At 67.5% G+C, this 20,133-nt stretch carries 1 protein-coding gene (only partly in view); it reads left to right on the top strand.

Annotated elements, in window-relative coordinates; all coding sequences use genetic code 11:
* Positions 1-147 precede the first annotated feature (147 nt).
* Positions 148-20,133: the 5' portion of a non-ribosomal peptide synthase/polyketide synthase gene (locus tag KI243_RS19940; protein ID WP_212809803.1), read on the top strand. The gene runs 5,979 nt beyond the window's last position; 19,986 of the gene's 25,965 nt are visible here — the first part of the coding sequence; the start codon lies at positions 148-150; the stop codon falls past the right edge of the window.

Below are 20,133 nucleotides of genomic sequence, written 5' to 3'. Positions count from 1 at the left end.
TTTCCTTTTTTTGAGCAGGACGCCTCATGCGTCCTGATGACACGCAGCGCCGCCTGGTCGGCGCAAGGGCGCGAAGCACGGGCACAGCGTTGCCTTTGAAAATGGACTTTCTCGTCAACCGTTTCCGAATTTAAAAGCAGGTCTCTCATGCAGTTCAGCGAATTGATGGCAGTTATTTCCACCCATGCGATCCGTCTTCAACGCGAGGAGGACGACCTGGTTGTCCTTGGCAACGATGACGCGCTGGACGATACGCTGTGGCAACAGCTGAGTGCGCACAAGGCGCAGTTGCTCGACCTGGTGGCGCGCCATGGCGGCGACTGGCTGAGCCCGGCCCTGCGCATTACCCCGGACATGCTGCCGCTGGTGACGCTGGAGCAGGAAGCCATCGATCGTATCGTCGCCGGGATCCCCGGTGGCGCGGCCAATGTCCAGGACATCTACCCCCTGGCACCGTTGCAGGCCGGCATGCTCTACCACCACCTGGCGGCCGGGCAGGGCGATCCGTACCTGCTGCACAAGTCGTTCGTCTTCGACGATCGCGAGCGCCTTGGGGCGTTTGTCCAGGCCCTGCAATGGGTGATCGAGCGCCACGATATCCTGCGCACCTCCATCGTCTGGGAACGCCTCGACGAACCGCTGCAAGTGGTCTGGCGCCAGGCCCCGCTGGTGTGCGAGGAAGTCGCCGTGGACGCCGTCGGCGGTGAAGCCCTGGAGCAGCTGCGCGCCCACCTTGATGCCGGTGACTACCGACTGGATCTGCGTCAGGCGCCCTTGCTGCGCCTGGTATTTGCCCATGACGAGGCCCGACAGCAGGTGGTCGCGGTGCTGTTGTTCCATCACATGGCCCTCGATTACACCGGCCTGGAGGTGGTACGTCGGGAGATCCGCGCGCACCTGCTCGGGCAGGCCACCGAGGTCGGGGCCGCAGTGCCGTTTCGTGATTACCTGGCGCGGGCGCGCCTGCGCCTGGACGAGTCCGCCCACGAGGCCTTCTTTCGCGAGATGCTCGGTGATATCGACGAGCCGACCTTGCCGTTCGGTCTGCAGGATGTGCAAGGCGACGGTCGTGGCATCGAAGAGAGCCGTATCGGCTTGCCCCCTGACCTGAGCCGACGCCTGCGCCAGCAGGCGCGGCAGGCGGGGGTCAGCGTGGCCAGCGTGCTGCACCTGGCGATGGCCCAGGTGCTGGGCAAGGTCTGCGGGCGCTCGGCGGTGGTCTTCGGCACGGTGCTGCTGGGACGCATGGACGCCGGTGTCGGCGCCGAGCAGGCGCTGGGCATGTTTATCAATACCTTGCCGCTGCGGGTCGATGTCGGTAGCGAAAGCGTGCTGGCCGGCCTGCTCAAGACCCATGAGCGCCTGACCGCGCTGCTGGGGCACGAACAGGCCTCGCTGGCCCTGGCCCAGCGTTGCAGTGGCGTGAGCGCGCCGACGCCGCTGTTCAGCGCGATGCTCAACTATCGCCACAGCGACGCCGCCGAGCGGGTCGAGGTCAGCGAGCTGGCCCCGGGTATCCGCATCCTGGGGGGCGAGGACCGCACCAACTATCCGCTGACGGTCAGTGTCGATGACCTGGGCGAGGACTTCACGCTGGCGGTCAAGACCTTGCCGGCGATCGGTGCGCAGCGGGTCGGCGGTTATCTGCAGACGGCGCTCGAGGCGCTGGTCGATGCGCTGGAGCACGATCCTGTGCAGGCGCTCCAGGGCCTGTCGATCCTGCCCGTCGAGGAACGCCAGCACCTGCTGGTGGAGCTCAATGCCACCGAGGACGCTTACGATCTGGAACAACCCATCCAGGCACTCTTCGAGGCCCAGGTCCGACGCACGCCGGAGGCCGTGGCAGTGGTGGCGGGTGAACGGAGCCTGACCTATCGCCAGCTCAACGAGCAGGCCAACCAGTTGGCGCACTACCTGCGCGAGCAGGGCGTACAGCCCGATTCGCGGGTGGCGATCTGCGTCGAGCGCGGGCTTGAGCTGGTCATCGGCCTGTGGGCCATCGTCAAGGCCGGGGGCGCCTATGTGCCGCTGGACCCCGGTTATCCGCTGGAGCGCCTGGGCTACATGCTGCAGGACAGCGCGTCGGTGCTGGTGCTGGTGCATGGCGCCACCCGTGACCTGCTGGGCCCGGTGGCGGTCCCGCTGCTCGACTTCGATCGTGCCGATTGGCACGACCGCCCGCTCGCCGATACACCGGTACCGGGGCTGGGCGCGTCGAACCTGGCCTATGTGATCTACACCTCGGGCTCCACCGGCACGCCCAAGGGCGTGACCCTCGAACACCGTGGTCTGTGCAACCTGGTGCACTGGAGTTCGACACTGTTTACCGGTGATCGCCACGGCGCGTTGCTGCAAAAGGCGCCGTTCAGCTTCGACGGTTCGGTCTGGGAGTTCTTCTGGCCGCTGACCGTGGGCATGCGCCTGGTCCTGGCCCGCCCCGAAGGGCACCGCGACCCGGCCTACCTGGCGCAACTGGTGCGTGAGCAACAGATCAGCGTGATCAAGTTCGTGCCGGCGATGCTGCAACAGTTCCTCGAACTGGAGGAAGTGAGCCAATGCACCAGCCTGACGGACGTGTTCTGTGGCGGTGGCGAACTGACTGCGGCCCTGGCCCGGTCGGTGCAGAAACGCCTGCCACGGGTGCGCCTGCACAACGTCTACGGACCGACGGAGGCGACGGTCGACAGCACCGCCTGGACCCTGGAGCCCGGTGCGCCGGTGCCGGAGCCGCAACTGCCGATTGGCCGGCCGATCAGCAACACGCGCCTGTACGTGCTCGATGACCAGGACCTGCCGGTGCCCCAGGGCGTCAGTGGGCAATTGCATATCGGCGGGGTCGGCGTTGCCCGTGGCTACCTGGGGTTGCCGCAGTTGGTGGCCGAGCGTTTTATCGACAGTCCGTTCGTGGCCGGCGACCGCCTCTATCGCACCGGTGACCTGGTGCGTTATCGCGCCGATGGCAACCTCGAATTCCTCGGGCGCAACGACGACCAGGTGAAGATCCGCGGCCTGCGTATCGAGTTGGGCGAGGTGCAGTCGCGTTTAAGCGCACATCCCGCACTCAAGGATGCCGTGGTCATGGTCCGCGAGGACGAGCCGGGCGATCCGCGCCTGGTGGCCTACTACGCCGCCGAGGAGCGCCAGGCCATCGAGTCCTTGCGCGCCCATCTGCTGGAACACCTGCCGGGCTATATGCTGCCCACCGCCTTTGTCCATCTCCAGGCCCTGCCGCTGACCCCCAACGGCAAGCCGGACCGCAAGGCCCTGCCGGCCCCGGACCCGAGCGCGTGGGTACAGCGCGTCTACGAGGCGCCGCGCGGCGAGGTGGAAATCACCCTGGCGCGAATCTGGGCCGAGGTGCTCAAGGTCGAGCAGGTCGGTCGCCACGACAACTTCTTCGAACTGGGCGGTCATTCGCTGCTGGCGGTCAAGCTGATCGAACGCATGCGCCAGGTCGAGCTGAGTGCCGATGTGCGCGTGCTGTTCGGTCAACCGACCCTGGCGGCGCTGGCCGCCGGGGTTGGCGGACAGCGTGAGGTGGCGGTCCCGGCCAATCGGATTGGCGCGCATTGCCGGCGCATTACCCCGGACCTGTTGCCGCTCGTCAACCTGGACCAGGCGGCCATCGACCGTATCGTCGCCAGTGTTCCCGGCGGCGTGGCCAATGTGCAGGATATCTACCCGCTGGCGCCGTTGCAGGGCGGCATTCTCTACCACCACCTGACGACCGAGGGCGATCCCTACGTGCTGCAGGCGCAGCTCGGCTTTGCCGGCGAGGCACAGGTGCAGGCCTTTGCCAGCGCCTTGCAGGGGGTGATCGACCGGCACGACGTGCTGCGTACCAGCGTGCACTGGGAGCACCTCGACGAGCCGGTCCAGGTGGTCTGGCGCCAGGCTTCGCTGGGTGTCCAGCAGGTCGAGGTCGATCCTCGGGACGGCGATATCCTCGAGCAACTGCATCGGCGCTTCGACCCGCGTCACTACCGGCTGGACTTGGGCCAGGCACCGCTGATGCGCCTGGTGTATGCCCAGGACCCGGCCCATGACCGTTGGGTCGGGGTGCTGCTGCGTCATCACCTGGTGCTGGACCACACCTCGCTGGACGTGCTGCTGGAAGAAATGCGCGCCAGCCTGGCGGGCGAAACCGCCCCGCAAACCGAGGCGGTGCCTTACCGCAACTATGTGGCGCAGGCCCGTCTGGGTTTGGACGAGCAGGCACACGAAGCCTTTTTCCGCGAGATGCTGGCGGATATCGATGAGCCGACCTTGCCATTCGGCCTGCAGGACGTCCAGGGTGATGGGCGTGGCATCGGCGAGGCGTCGCTGGCGCTGGACCCGGCCTTGAGCCGGCGTCTGCGCGAGCAGGCGCGCCAGCAGGGGGTCAGCGCCGCCAGCCTGATGCACCTCGGCTGGGCCCAGGTACTGGGCCAGCTTGCCCGGCGTCGCGACGTGGTCTTTGGCACCGTGCTGCTGGGCCGCCTGCGGGGCGGGGAGGGCGCCGACCGGGCGCTGGGGATGTTCATCAACACCCTGCCGCTGCGGGTCGACGCCGGTCAGGTCGGGGTGCGTGACGGGCTCAAGGCCACCCATGCCCGCTTGAGCCAACTGCTGAGCCACGAGCATGCCTCGCTGGCCCTGGCACAGCGCTGCAGTGGCGTCGACGCCGCTTCGCCGCTGTTCAGCGCCTTGCTCAACTACCGACACAGTGCACCGGAGGAAGCGGTCGCCGGGCAACTGCAAATCAGTCCGGGCATCCAGGTATTGCGCAGCGAAGAGCGCAGCAACTACCCGCTGGTGCTCAGTGTCGACGATCGCGGCCGTGACTTCAGCCTCAAGGTGCTGGCCGTCGAGTCCATCGGCGCGCAACGCATCTGCGGCTACATGAACACCCTGCTGGAACAGCTGGTGCAAGCCCTGGAGCAGGCCCCGGGTAGCGCCCTGGAACAGCTGTCGATCCTGCCGGATGGCGAGCGCCGGCAACTGCTGGAGGGCTTCAACGCCAACCGGGTCGACTACCCGCGCGGGCAGACCGTGCAGGGCCTGTTCGAGGCCCAGGTGGCCCGCAATCCCGAGGCGGTCGCGGTGGTCCAGGGCGGTGAACAACTGAACTACCGTTTGCTCAACCTGCGGGCCAACCGCCTGGCCCACCACCTGCGCAAGCTGGGGGTGCAACCGGACGACCGGGTCGCGATCTGCATGCGCCGCAGTCCGCAGATGCTGGTCGGTCTGCTGGCGATCCTTAAGGCCGGCGCCGGTTATGTGCCGCTCGACCCGGCGCTGCCTGCCGAGCGCCTGGGTTACCTGATTGACGACAGTGCCCCGGTGGCGCTGTTGACGCAAGGCGAGTTACTGGCGCAACTGCCGAGGGTCAAGGTGCCCGTGGTCGACCTGGACCGCTGCACCTGGCAGGACGAATCCTCGGCCAACCCGCATGTGTCCGCGCTCGGCCCGGCGAACCTGGCCTACGTGATCTACACCTCGGGTTCCACTGGCTTGCCCAAGGGCGTGATGGTCGAACACCGGGCCCTGGAAAACCTGGTGCACTGGCATTGCGATGCCTTTGAACTGGAGCAGGGCCGCCACACCTCCAGCGTCGCCGGCGTGGGTTTCGATGCCATGGCCTGGGAGGTCTGGCCGGCGTTGTGCGTGGGCGCGACCCTGCACCTGCCGCCGGCCCTGGTCGGCAACCAGGACATCGATGCGCTGCTCGACTGGTGGTGCGCCCAGCCGCTGGCGGTCAGCTTCCTGCCGACGCCGGTGGCGGAATATGCCTTCAGCCGGCAGAGGCAACACCCGACCCTGCGCACGCTGCTGATCGGCGGCGACCGCCTGCGCCAGTTCGGCAAGGCCCCGGGGTTTGCGGTGGTCAACAACTACGGGCCGACCGAAGCGACGGTGGTCGCAACCTCCGGGGCCGTGGAGGCCGGGCAGGCCCTGCACATCGGCAAGCCGCTGGCCAATGGCCGGGTCTACCTGCTGGATGAACAACAGCGCCCGGTGCCGGTCGGCGTCGCGGGCGAGTTGTATGTGGGCGGTGCCGGTGTGGCGCGCGGCTACCTCAATCGCCCCGAACTGACGGCCGAGCGCTTCCTCGACGATCCGTTCAGCCGCGAAGCGGGAGCACGGATGTACCGCACCGGCGACCTGGCGCGCTGGCTGGCCGACGGCACGCTCGACTACCTGGGGCGCAATGACGACCAGGTGAAGATCCGGGGCATGCGCATCGAGCCGGGTGAGATCGAAACCGCACTGATGAGTCATGACCGGGTCAAGGACGCCGTGGTGCTGGTGCGCGACGGGCGCCTGGTGGCCTGGTTCACGGAGCACCATTTCGAGCATAAGCCGGTCGATATCCAGGCCCTGCGTCGCTACCTGCAGGAGCGCCTGCCGGAGTACATGGTGCCGGCCGCCTATGTGCGCCTGGAGGCGCTGCCGCTGACCGCCAACGGTAAGCTGGACCGCCGGACCTTGCCCGCACCGGAGCCGGACGCACTGCTCAGCCGCGAGTTTGAGGCACCACAGGGCGAGATCGAGATCACCCTGGCGCGGATCTGGGCCGAGCTGCTCAAGTTAGGACAGGTGGGGCGCCATGATCATTTCTTCGAGCTGGGCGGGCACTCGCTGCTGGCGGTGAGCCTGGTCGAGCGCATGCGCCAGGCAGGCCTGAGCAGCGATGTGCGCACCCTGTTCAGCCAGCCGACCCTGGCGGCGCTGGCCGCTTCGGTGGGCTCGGGCCGCGAGGTCGAGGTTCCGCCCAATGGCATCCCGGCCGATTGCCAGCGGATCACCCCGTCGATGCTGCCGCTGGTGGCGCTGGACCAGGCCGCCATCGACCGTATCGTCGCCAGCGTTCCCGGTGGTGCGGCCAATGTCCAGGACATCTACCCGCTGGCGCCCCTGCAGGAAGGCATTCTCTACCATCACCTGAGTGCCGGGCAGGGCGATCCCTACCTGCTGCAGACCCGCCTGGTATTCGATGGCCACGAGCGCCTGCAAGGCTTTGTCGCGGCGCTACAGCAGGTGATCGACCGTCACGATATCCTGCGTACCGGCGTGCTCTGGGAAGGCCTGGAGGCACCGCTGCAAGTGGTCCGGCGTGTCGCCGAACTGCCGGTGCAGGAGGTTGTGCTGGATACGGCGAACGGTGATGTGCTCGAACAACTGTGCGGGCGTTTCGATACCCGTCAGTATCGCCTGGATATCACCCGCGCGCCGCTGATCCACCTGGTCCATGCCTGGGACGCGACGCGGCAACGGGTGGTGGCCATCCTGCTGTTCCATCACCTGGCGCTGGACCATACGGCCATCGACGTCGTGGTGCGGGAAATGCGTGCCTGGGTGCTCGATCCGTCGCAACCGCAGCCGGCCTCGGTGCCTTATCGCAATTATGTCGCGCAGGCGCGGCTGGGGCTGGGGGAGGAGGAGCATGAGGCGTTCTTCCGCGCCATGCTCGGTGATATCAGCGAGCCGACGCTGCCGTTCGGCCTGCAGGATGTACGCGGCGACGGTCGCGGCATCGAGGAGGCACGCCTGCCCCTGGCGGGTGAGTTGAGCCGGCGCGTGCGCGTGCAGGCGCGTCATTTGGGGGTGAGTGCCGCCAGCCTGATGCACCTGGCCTGGGCCCAGGTACTGGGGCAGGTTTCCCAGCGCGACGACGTGGTATTCGGTACGGTGCTGATGGGGCGCCTGCAAGGGGGAGAGGGCGCGGACCGGGCTCTGGGGGTCTTTATCAATACCCTGCCGCTGCGGGTCGAAGTCGGCCAGCTATCGGCGCGGGCCGGGGTCAAGGCGATCCACGCGCGCCTGAGTGCCTTGCTCGGCCATGAGCATGCCTCGCTGGCCCTGGCCCAACGTTGCAGTGCGGTCGAGCCGGCGACGCCGCTGTTCAGCGCCTTGCTCAATTATCGTCACAGCAGCCCGGCAGCAGGGGCGCAGCAGGGTTCGCCACTGTGGCCCGGCATCGAGCAACTGGGCGGTGGCGAGCGCAGCAACTACCCGCTGACCCTGAGCGTCGACGACCTGGGCGACGACTTCCGCCTGACCGTGCTGGCGCTGCACGCCATCGGTGCACAACGCATGTGCCGCTACATGGAGACGGCGCTGGAGCAGTTGGTGCAGGCCCTGGAGCAGACACCCGAGGTCGCCCTCGACGGCCTGTCGATCCTGCCTGCGGCGGAGCGCCAGCAACTGCTGGCCGGCTTCAATGCCAGCGCTGCGGACTATCCGCGCGGGCACACCCTGCACGAGCTGTTCGAAGCCCGCGCGCAGGCGCAGCCCGAGGCCTTGGCGGTGGTCCAGGCCGGGCAGCCCCTGAGCTATGGCGAACTCAACCGGCGCGCCAACCGCTTGGCCCATCACCTGCTCACCCTGGGCGTGCAGCCGGACGACCGGGTGGCGCTCAGCGTGCTGCGCGGCCCGGACATGCTGGTGGGCCTGCTGGCCATTCTCAAGTCCGGCGCCGCCTATGTGCCGCTGGACCCGAGCCTGCCGACAGAGCGCCTGGCCTACCTGCTCGACGACAGCGCACCGCGGGCGCTGTTGACCCAGGAGAACCTCCAGGCCCGGCTGCCGGCGCTCGACGCGCCGCTTATCCTGCTGGATCGACCGACCTGGCAAGCCGCCTCGCCGGCCAATCCCCAGGTCCCGGCGTTGTCCCCGGCGCACCTGGCCTATGTGATCTATACCTCCGGTTCCACCGGCCTGCCCAAGGGCGTGATGGTCGAGCACCGCAGCGTGGAAAACCTGGTGCACTGGCACTGCACGGCCTTCGACCTGCAGCCTGGCAAGCACACCGCCAGCGTCGCCGGTTTCGGTTTCGACGCCATGGCCTGGGAGGTCTGGCCGGCGCTATGCGGCGGCGCGACCCTGCACCTGCCGCCGGGTGATCTCCACAATGAACAGATCGACGCGCTGCTCGACTGGTGGCGCGCGCAGCCGCTGGATGTCGGGTTCCTGCCCACGCCCGTGGCCGAACATGCCTTCAGCCAGGGTCTCGGCCACCCCACCTTGCGGACGCTGCTGATCGGCGGCGACCGCCTGCGCCAGTTCGGCAAGGCCCCGGGTTTTGTGGTGATCAACAACTACGGCCCGACCGAGGCCACGGTGGTCGCCACCTCCGGGCGGATGGAGGTCGGTGCGCCCTTGCATATCGGCACGCCGATGGGCAATGCCAGGGTCTATCTGCTGGACCGCCACCAGCGGCCGGTGCCGGTCGGGGTCGAGGGCGAGCTGTATGTCGGCGGGGCCGGCGTAGCGCGCGGTTACCTGAACCGCGCGGACCTGACCGCCGAGCGTTTCCTCGACGATCCGTTCAGCCCCGAGACGGGGGCACGCATGTACCGTACCGGCGACCTGGCGCGCTGGCTGGCCGATGGCACGGTCGATTACCTGGGACGCAACGACGACCAGGTGAAGATCCGTGGCCTGCGGATCGAGCCGGGCGAGATCGAAAGCGCGCTGGCCGCCCACGAATGCCTCAAGGACGTCGTGGTACTGGTCCGCGACGGGCGCCTGGTGGCCTATTTCACCGAGCATGAAAGCGCCGATATCCAGGCGCTGCGCGATGACCTGCAAGGCCGCCTGCCGGACTACATGGTGCCTTCGGCCTATGTCCGGCTGGAGGCGCTGCCGCTGACCGCCAACGGCAAGCTGGACCGCAAGGCCTTGCCCGCGCCGGACCAGGGCGCGCTGTTCAGCCGTGAATACCAGGCGCCCCAGGGTGAGGTGGAAACCACCCTGGCGCGGATCTGGGCCGAGTTGCTCAATGTCGAACAGGTGGGGCGCCATGACCACTTCTTCGAACTGGGCGGCCACTCGCTGCTGGCGGTCAGGCTGATCGAGCGCATGCGCCAGGCGGGCCTGAGTGCCGATGTGCGCGTGCTGTTCAACCAGCCGACCCTGGCGGCCCTGGCGGCGGCCATCGGCAGCGGTCGGGAAGTCGAGGTGCCGGACAACCGGGTTGCGCCCGGCTGCCAGCGCATTACCCCCGAAATGCTGTCGCTGATCGACCTGGACCAGGCGAGCATCGACCGTATCGTCGCCCGTGTTCCGGGCGGTGCCGCCAACATCCAGGAGATCTACCCGCTGGCGCCGTTGCAGGAGGGGATGCTCTATCACCACCTCAGCGCGCAGCAGGGCGATCCGTACCTGCTGCAGTCGCAGATGATCTTTGCCAGTGTCGAGCGCTTGCAGGCCTTTGCCGGTGCCCTGCAACGGGTGATCGACCGCCACGATATCCTGCGCACCGGACTGGCCTGGGAAGGCCTGGACCGGTCGGTGCAGGTGGTCCTGCGCCAGGCCGCGCTGGTGGTGCAGGAGGTGGCGCTGGACCCCGCCGAGGGCGATATCCTCGCGCAGTTGCAGGCGCGTTTCGACGCCCGCCACCACCGCATGGACATCGGCCAGGCGCCGCTGGTAAGGCTAGTGCATGCCACGGATACGCAACATCCCCGTATCGTCGCGCTCCTGCTATTCCACCATATCGTGCTCGACCATACGGCCCTGCAGGCCGTGCGTGAGGAGATGCAGGCGAGCCTGCTGGGCCTCGACGCGCCGCTGACGACTCCGGTGCCTTATCGCAACTACGTGGCCCAGGCCTGCCTGGGCGTCAGCGAGCAGGAGCATGAGGCGTTCTTTGGCGAGATGCTCGGTGATATCGTCGAGCCGACCCTGCCGTTCGGCCTGCAGGATGTGCAGGGCGACGGCCAGGCCATGGAGGAAGTCCGGCACCGCCTGCCGCTGGCCCTGAGCGGGCGCCTGCGTCATCAGGCGCGAGCCCTCGGGGTCAGTGCCGCGAGCCTGTTCCATCTGGCCTGGGCGCGGCTGCTGGCCGTGGCTTCGGGCAAGGACAGCGTGGTGTTCGGCACGGTCCTGCTGGGCCGTCTGCAGGGCGGCGAGGGCGCCGACCGGGCGCTGGGGGTCTTTATCAATACCCTGCCGCTGCGGGTCGATGTCGATGACTCGGACGTGCGCGCCGGAGTCATGGCGACCCACGCCCGGCTGACGGCGCTGCTGGGCCACGAGCATGCCTCGCTGGCCCTGGCCCAACGCTGCAGCGGGGTGGCGGCGCCGCTACCGCTGTTCAGCGCCATGCTCAACTACCGGCATGGCGACGGCGCCAGCAGCCGGCAGGACATGGCGCAGGCCTGGCAGGGTATCGAGACCCTGGCCCACGAAGGCCGCACCAACTATCCACTGACCTTGAGCGTCAATGACCTGGGCGAAGGTTTCAACCTGACCGCCCTGACGCTGGCGCAGGTGGGCGCGCAGCGCCTCTGCGACTCGATGCAGACGGTGCTCGAGTCCCTCGTCGACGCCCTGGAGCAGGCGCCGGAATGTGCCCTGAACCGCTTGCCGGTGTTGACGGCGGCGCAGCGTGAGCAACTGCTGGTGGGCTGCAACAGCCCTGAGGTCAACCACGAGCAGGCGCACACCCTGCACCAGCTGTTCGAAGGTCGGGCCCAGCGCACGCCGCAGGCGGTGGCGGTGATCGATGGCGAAAGGCAACTGACCTACGGCGAACTGAACCGCCGTGCCAATCGCCTGGCCCGCCACCTGCGCAAGCAGGGCGTACGGGCCGATGCGCGCGTGGCGATCTGTGTCGAGCGCGGGCTGTCGATGATCGTCGGCCTGCTGGCGATTCTCAAGGCCGGCGGCGCCTATGTGCCGCTGGACCCGACGTCGCCGGTGGAACGTCTCGCCTACCAGGTGCAGGACAGCCAGCCAGTGGTGGTGCTGGTCCAGGGGGCTACCCGCGAGTTGCTGGGCGCCCTGGCGGTGCCGGTACTGGACCTGGACCGCGAGAGCTGGCAGGACGAGTCCGACGAGGATCTGGTGCTGCCGGAGCTGACCCCCCGCCACCTGGCGTACGTGATCTACACCTCCGGCTCCACGGGCTTGCCCAAGGGCGTGATGATCGAACACCGCCAGGTGGTGCGATTGTTCGCGGCGACCCGACACTGGTTCGATTTCAACGAGCAGGACGTGTGGGCGCTGTTCCACTCGTTTGCCTTCGACTTCTCGGTCTGGGAAATCTGGGGCGCGCTGGTCCATGGCGCCCACCTGCTGATCGTGCCGCAAGAGGTCAGCCGCTCCCCGGACGACTTCCACGCGCTGCTGTGCACGGCGGGCGTGACCATCCTCAACCAGACGCCCAGCGCGTTCCGCCAATTGATCGTTGCCCAGGGCCAGAGCCCGCTCAAGCATTCGCTGCGCCAGGTGATCTTCGGCGGCGAGGCGCTGGACCCCACTATCCTCAAGCCCTGGTACGCGCGCGTGGCGAATGCCGGCACGCAACTGGTCAATATGTACGGCATTACCGAAACCACGGTGCATGTGACCTACCACGCGCTGATGGCAGCGGATGCACAACTGTCCGGCGTGAGCCCGATCGGCCGGCGCATCCCGGACCTGCAACTGTACCTGCTCGACGAGCGCCGTGAGCCGGTGCCGGTCAATGTCGTCGGTGAACTCTATGTCGGCGGCGCGGGGGTGGCCCGTGGTTATCTCAATCGCCCCGAACTGACGGCCGAGCGTTTTATCGCCGATCCATTCAGTGGCCGCGCCGAGGCCCGCTTGTACAAGACCGGCGACCTCGGACGCTGGTTGGCCGATGGCAGCCTGGAGTACCTGGGGCGCAACGACGACCAGGTGAAGATTCGCGGTTTCCGTATCGAACTGGGCGAGATCGAAGCCCGCCTGGCGGCCTGTGACGGCGTTCGCGAAGCCGTGGTCATTGCCCGCGAGGACGAGCCGGGCGACCAGCGCCTGGTGGCCTATATCATCGCCCATGACGGCCGCGAACCCTTGGCGGCGGACCTGCGCGGCCAACTCTTGCTGACCCTGGCGGACTACATGGTGCCGAGTGCGTTCGTGCTGCTCGAGCGTTTCCCGCTGACCACCAACGGCAAGCTGGATCGCAAGGCCTTGCCGGCGCCGGACCAGGCGGCGTTGTCCAGCCGCGCGTTCGTCGCGCCGCAAGGTGAGGTGGAGCTGGCCCTGGCGCGAATCTGGGCCGAAGTGCTCAAGGTTGAGCGGGTAGGGCGGCACGATAATTTCTTCGAGCTGGGTGGCCACTCGCTGCTGGCGGTCAAGCTGATCGAGCGCATGCGCCAGGCCGGCCTGAGCGCCGACGTGCGCGCGCTGTTCAGCCAGCCGACCCTGGCGGCATTGGCCCAGGTCCTGGGGCGTGGGCGCACGGTGAGGATTCCGGCCAACCTGATTCCAGGCGATTGCCAGCGCCTGACCCCCGAGTTGCTGTCGCTGATCGAACTGGACCAGGCGACGCTCGACCAGATCGTCGCGCGCATTCCGGGCGGCGCTGCCAACGTCCAGGATGTCTACCCGCTGGCGCCGTTGCAGGAGGGGATTCTCTACCACCATCTCAGCGCGGAGCAGGGCGACCCGTACCTGCTGCAATCGCGGATGGCCTTTGCCAGCCCCGAGCGCCTGAGCGCGTTTGTCGAGGCCTTGCAGAAGGTCATCGAACGCCACGATATCCTGCGCACCGCCGTGCACTGGCAGGGCCTGGACAGCCCGGTACAGGTGGTGCTGCGCCAGGCCGAACTGCAAATGGAACAGGTCGTCTGCGATCCGGCAGCCGGCGATGTGCTCGAACAACTGCATGCCCGCTTCGATGCGCGGCACTGGCGCATGGACCTGACCCAGGCCCCGCTGATCCGCCTGGTGCATGCCTTCGATGCCGCGCAACAACGGACGGTGGCGATCCTGTTGTTCCATCACCTGGCCCTGGACCATGCCGCCCTCGAGGTGGTGCGCCATGAAATGCAGGCCGGCCTGCTGGGCCAGGCCGAACCCGCGGGCGCGGTGATTCCGTACCGCAACTACGTGGCCCAGGCCCGCCTGGGCGTCAGCGAGCAGGAGCACGAAGCGTTCTTCCGCGACATGCTCGGTGATATCGACGAACCGACGCTGCCCTTCGGCCTGCAAGACGTGCGCGGCGATGGCAATGCGATCGAGGAAGTCGTGCAGACCCTGCCGGCCACCCTGAGCGAGCGCCTGCGGGCCCAGGCGCGGGTGCTTGGGGTCAGTGCCGCGAGCCTGTTCCACCTGGCCTGGGCGCAGGTCCTGGCCGCCACCAGCGGCAAGCAGGCGGTGGTGTTCGGCACGGTCCTGCTGGGCCGCATGCAGGGCAGCGAGGGCCTCGACCGCGCGCTGGGCATGTTTATCAATACCCTGCCGTTGCGGGTCGATATCGATGGAACGTCGGTGGCCGCCGGCGTCAGGGCGATCCACGGGCGCCTGACCACGCTGCTGGGCCATGAGCATGCCTCGCTGGCCCTGGCCCAGCGCTGCAGCGGGGTGGCGGCGCCGCTGCCGTTGTTCAGTGCGATGCTCAACTACCGCCACAGCAGCGTGCTGCAACGCCAGCCCGAGGCCGTGCAAGCCTGGCAAGGCATCGACACCCTGGCCAGCGAGGAGCGCACCAACTATCCGCTGGCCTTGAATATCGACGACCTGGGCGATGGTTTTATCCTTACCGCCATGACCGTTGCCCGGATTGGTGCGCAACGGATCTGCGATTACCTGCGCACCGCGCTGGCGTCGCTGGTCGAGGCCCTGGAGCAGGCGCCCGAGCGGGCGTTGAACCGCCTGCCGGTGTTGACGGCGCAGGAGCGCGAACACGTGCTCTTCGATCTCAACGCGACGCAGGTGAACTACAGCCTCGACCAGACCCTGCACGGCATGTTCGAGGCCCGGGTCGAGCGTACCCCGGACGCCGTGGCGGTGGTCGCAGGCGAACATCGGCTGAGCTGTCGCGAGCTGAACCGGCAGGCCAACCAGCTGGCGCACCACCTGCGCGGGCTGGGCGTTGGCCCGGATGCGCGGGTGGCGATCTGCGTCGAGCGCGGCCTGGAGATGGTCATCGGCCTGTTGGCGATTCTCAAGGCGGGCGGCGCCTATGTGCCGCTCGATCCTGCCTACCCATCGGAGCGGATCGCCTACATGCTGCAGGACAGCGCGCCGGTGGCGGTGCTGGTACAGGGCGCTACCCGCGAGTTGCTGGGTGATGTGGCCGTGCCGGTGATCGACCTGGACGTCAATACCTGGCAAGACCTGTCCGTGACCAATCCCGACCAGTCGGAACTGAGCGCGCGACACCTGGCCTATGTGATCTACACCTCGGGCTCCACCGGCCAACCCAAGGGCGTGATGAACGAACACGGCGCGGTGGTCAACCGCCTGCTGTGGATGCAGGACGAATATGGCCTGACGGCGCAGGATGCGGTGCTGCAGAAAACCCCGTTCAGCTTCGACGTGTCGGTGTGGGAGTTCTTCTGGCCGCTGTTCACTGGCGCACGCCTGGTGATGGCTCGTCCCGAGGGGCACAAGGACCCGCTCTACCTGGGTGAGGTGATCGAGGCACAGAACATCACCACCTTGCACTTTGTGCCGTCGATGCTCGATGTCTTCCTCGCTCATGGCGACACGGGGCGTTGCGCCGGAGTGAAGCGGGTAATGTGCAGCGGCGAGGCGTTGCCGGGCAGCGTGGTGCGCCGCTTCAAGACGCAGTTGCCCGAAGCCGAACTGCATAACCTCTACGGCCCGACCGAGGCGGCGGTGGATGTCACGGCGTGGAATTGCGCCGGTCCGCTCGAACAAACCCCGGATAACACGCCGATTGGCAAGCCGATTGCCAATACGCGGATGTACCTGCTCGATGGGCAAGGGCAACCGGTGCCCATGGGCGTGGTAGGCGAGCTGTATATCGGTGGGGTGCAGGTGGCGCGGGGTTACCTGCATCGTCCCGAGCTGACCGCCGAGCGTTTCCTCAAGGACCCGTTCAGCCCGTTCGACAACGCGCGGATGTACCGCACCGGCGATGTCGGGCGCTACCTGCCGGACGGCACCATCGAGTACCTGGGCCGCAACGACGATCAGGTGAAGGTTCGCGGCCTGCGTATCGAACTGGGTGAAATCCAGGCACGCCTGGTCGGGCACCCGGCCATCGACGAAGTCGTGATCGTGGCCCGCGAAGATGTGCCAGGGGACAAGCGCCTGGTGGCGTACTACACCGCCGCCGAGCGCCAGGAGATCGACAGCCTGCGCGGCCATCTGCTGGAAAACCTGCCGGACTATATGGTTCCGGCGGTGTTCGTGCATCTCGATGCCTTGCCGCTGAGCCCCAACGGCAAGCTCGATCGCAAGGCCCTGCCAGCCCCGGACTCGTCGGCCTTGTCCAGCCGCGAATACGAGGCGCCGCTGGGCGAGACCGAAATTCTGATGGCCGGGCTGTGGAGTAATCTGCTCAAGGTCGAACGGGTAGGGCGCCACGACAACTTCTTTGAACTGGGCGGGCACTCGCTGCTGGCAGTCAAGCTGATCGAGCGTATGCGCAAGGCCGGCCTCGGCGCCGATGTGCGCGTGCTGTTCGGCCAGCCGACCCTGGCGTCCCTGGCGGCTACTGTCGGTGGGCAGCGCGAGGTGGTGGTCCCGGCCAACCGCATCACGCCCGACTGCAAGCGCATCACCCCGGACCTGCTGCCGCTGGTGGACCTTGACCAGGCCGCCATCGACCGTATCGTCGCCAGCGTTCCCGGTGGTGTCGCCAATGTGCAGGATATCTACGGGCTTGCGCCGTTGCAGGCCGGCATCCTCTATCACCACCTGGCCACCCGGGAGGGCGACCCCTATGTCCTGCAGGCGCAGTTCGCGTTTGCCGGCCTGACGCAGGTCGAGGCCTTTGCTCGCGCGCTCGATGCAGTGATCGAACGTAATGACATCCTGCGCACCGCCGTGCTCTGGGAAGGCTTCGATGAACCGGTGCAAGTGGTCTGGCGCCAGGCACCGCTGATGCTGGAGCGGATCGACACGGCACCCGACGATGCCCAGGCCCTGCAATACCTGCAGGAACGCTTCGACCCGCACCAATATCGCCTGGACCTCAAGCAGGCGCCACTGATGCGCCTGGCCTATATCCGCGACGAGGTCAACGAGCGCTGGCTGGGTATCCTGCTGTTTCACCATATCCTGCTGGACCATACCGCCCTCGAGGTGTTGGTGCATGAAATGGGCATCAGCCTGGCCGGTGACAGCGGGCAACTGCCGGCCGCCGTGCAGTATCGCAACTATGTCGCCCAGGTACGCCTGGGGGCTGGTCACGAGGAACACGAAGCGTTTTTCCGTGACATGCTCGGCGATATCGAGGAACCGACCCTGGCCTTTGGCCTGCAGGAAGTCGGCGGCGATGGCAGCCATGTCATCGAGTTGCGCCAGGACCTGGACGCGGCGCTGTGCCGGCGCCTGCGCGAGCAGTCCCGCCGCCTCGGGGTCAGCAGCGCCAGCCTGATGCACCTGGCCTGGGCCCAGGTGCTGGGCCAGGTCTCGGGTCGCGAGGAGGTGGTGTTCGGCACCGTGCTGATGGGCCGGATGCAGGGTGGCGAGGGCGCCGACCGCGCACTGGGCATGTTCATCAATACCCTGCCACTGCGGGTCGACCTCGGCGCTATCGGCGTACAGGCGGCGGTGCGGGCCACCCACGGGCGGCTCTCGCAACTGCTGGGCCATGAGCATGCCTCACTGGCGCTTGCGCAACGTTGCAGTGGCGTACCGGCGGTGCTGCCGCTGTTCAGCAGCTTGCTCAATTATCGCCACAGCGCAGCGGGACAAGGCACGACCGACAATCTGGCGGTGTGGGAGGGCATTCACCTGCTCAAGTCCCGCGAGCGCAGCAACTACCCGCTGGTGCTCAATGTCGACGACCTGGGCGAAGGCTTCGCGCTGAATATCCAGGCGGTGGCGCAAGCCGATCCGCAGCGTATCGGCGATTACATGCAGCGTGCCTTGCAGAACCTGGTGGGTGCCCTGGAACAGGCGCCTACCACGGCGCTGCATGAACTGTCGGTGCTGGCACAGGAAGAGCGCGACCAGCTGTTGCAGGGTTTCAATGCCACCTGGCGCGACTATCCTGCCGAGCAGACCCTGCATGAGCGGTTCGAGGAGTGGGTACAGGCGCATCCCGAGGCGTTGGCGGCCGTGCATGGCCGCCAGTCCCTCAGCTACGGCCAGCTCAATCGCCGGGCCAACCGCCTGGCGCATCATCTGGCGGGGTTGGGCGTGCGGCCGGGTGACCCGGTAGCGACTCTGCTGCCGCGCTCGTTGGACCTGCTGGTCAGCCAACTGGCGATCAGCAAGTGCGCGGCGGTCTACGTGCCGCTGGATATCAATGCCCCGGCCGAGCGCCAGGATTTCATGCTGCGTGACAGCCAGGCCGTGGCGCTCCTGACTCATCGCGATGAAACCCTGGCCTGTACAGCCCGCCGTATCGACCTGGATAACCTGGCGCTCGAGGGCCAGCCGGAACACAACCCGGCCCTGGCGCAGCTGTCGGAGACGGTGGCGTACATCATGTACACCTCCGGCTCCACCGGTACACCGAAGGGCGTGCTGGTGCCGCACCGGGCGATCACCCGGTTGGTGATCAACAATGGTTATGCCGACTTCAACGCGCACGACCGCGTGGCCTTCGCCTCGAACCCGGCGTTCGACGCCAGCACCCTGGAAGTCTGGGCCCCACTGCTCAACGGCGGGGCGGTGGTGGTGGTCGACCAGGATGTGCTGTTGTCCCGCGAGGCATTCGCCGCGCTGCTGCACGAGCAGGCGGTCAGCGTCCTGTGGATGACGGCGGGACTGTTCCATCAATACGCCGAGGGCCTGCTGGAAGCGTTCGGCAAACTGCGCTACCTGATCGTCGGCGGCGATGTGCTGGACCCGGCAGTGATCCAACGGGTGCTGCGGGAGGGGGCTCCGCAGCACCTGCTCAATGGCTACGGGCCAACCGAAGCCACCACCTTCTCGACCACCTTCGAGATCCGTGAGGCCGGCGCGGGCAGCATTCCGATCGGGCGTCCGATCGGCAACGCCCGTGCCTACGTGCTCGATGCCCGGCAGCAGCCGGTGCCGGTGGGCGTGGCGGGCGAGCTGTACATTGGTGGGGCTGGTGTGGCCAAGGGGTACCTGAACCGGCCGCAACTGACGGCCGCGGCGTTTATCGCCGACCCGTTCAATCCGCAGCCGCGCAGCCTGATGTATCGCAGCGGTGATCGGGCCTGCTGGAATAGCGACGGCACCCTGCAGTACCTGGGCCGCAACGACCACCAAGTGAAGATCCGCGGTTTCCGTATCGAGCCGGGCGAGATCGAGACCCGCCTCGGCCAGCACCCGCAGGTGCGGGATGCGGCGGTCCTGGTGCGTGAAGTGGCGCCGGGCGACAAGCGCCTGGTGGCCTACTACTGCGCCGCTGAGGCCGTGGATATCCAGGCGCTGCGCGAGTATCTGCAGGCGCGGTTGCCGGACTACATGGTGCCTTCGGCCTATGTCCGCCTGGAGGCGCTGCCGCTGACCGCCAACGGCAAGCTGGACCGCAAGGCTTTGCCGGAGCCGGACCGGGACGCGCTGCTCAGCCGTGGTTTCGAGGCCCCGCAGGGCGCGGTGGAAAACACCCTGGCAGGGATCTGGGCCGAAGTGCTGCAGGTCGCGCAGGTCGGTCGTCACGATCACTTCTTCGAGCTGGGCGGTCATTCGCTGCTGGCGGTCAAGCTGATCGAGCGCATGCGCCAGGCCGGCCTGAATGCCGATGTGCGCGTGCTGTTCAGCCAGCCGACACTGATGGCCCTGGCCGCCGCCGTCGGCAGCGGTCGGGAGATCGAGGTGCCGGCCAACCGTATTATGCCCGGTTGCCAGCGCATCACCCCCGAGCTGCTGCCCCTGGTGGAGCTGGACCAACGCGCCATCGACCTGATCGTCTCGCGCATCCCCGGCGGGACGGACGAGGTGCAGGATATCTACCCGCTGGCGCCGTTGCAGGAGGGGATTCTCTATCACCACCTCAGCGCCGAACAGGGCGACCCCTACCTGCTGCAATCGCGCCTGGCCTTCACCGGCCTGGAGCGCCTGAAGGCCTGTGCCGCTGCGTTGCAGAAGATTGTCGAGCGTCACGATATCCTGCGCACGGCGGTGCTGTGGGAGGGCCTGGAGCGTCCGGTGCAGGTGGTGCGGCGCAGCGCCGAACTGCCGGTGCTGGAAGTGGCCATCGATCCGGCGGACGGCGACGTGCTGGAGCAGTTGCAGGCGCGCTTCAATGCCCGCCACTACCGCCTGGACATTACCCGGGCG

The sequence above is a fragment of the Pseudomonas sp. Ost2 genome (genome assembly GCF_018326065.1).
In the GTDB taxonomy this organism is placed as follows: Bacteria; Pseudomonadota; Gammaproteobacteria; order Pseudomonadales; family Pseudomonadaceae; genus Aquipseudomonas; species Aquipseudomonas gingeri.
Note: the sequence above shows the minus strand (reverse complement) of the source record. Positions and strands in the feature narration are given on the sequence as shown.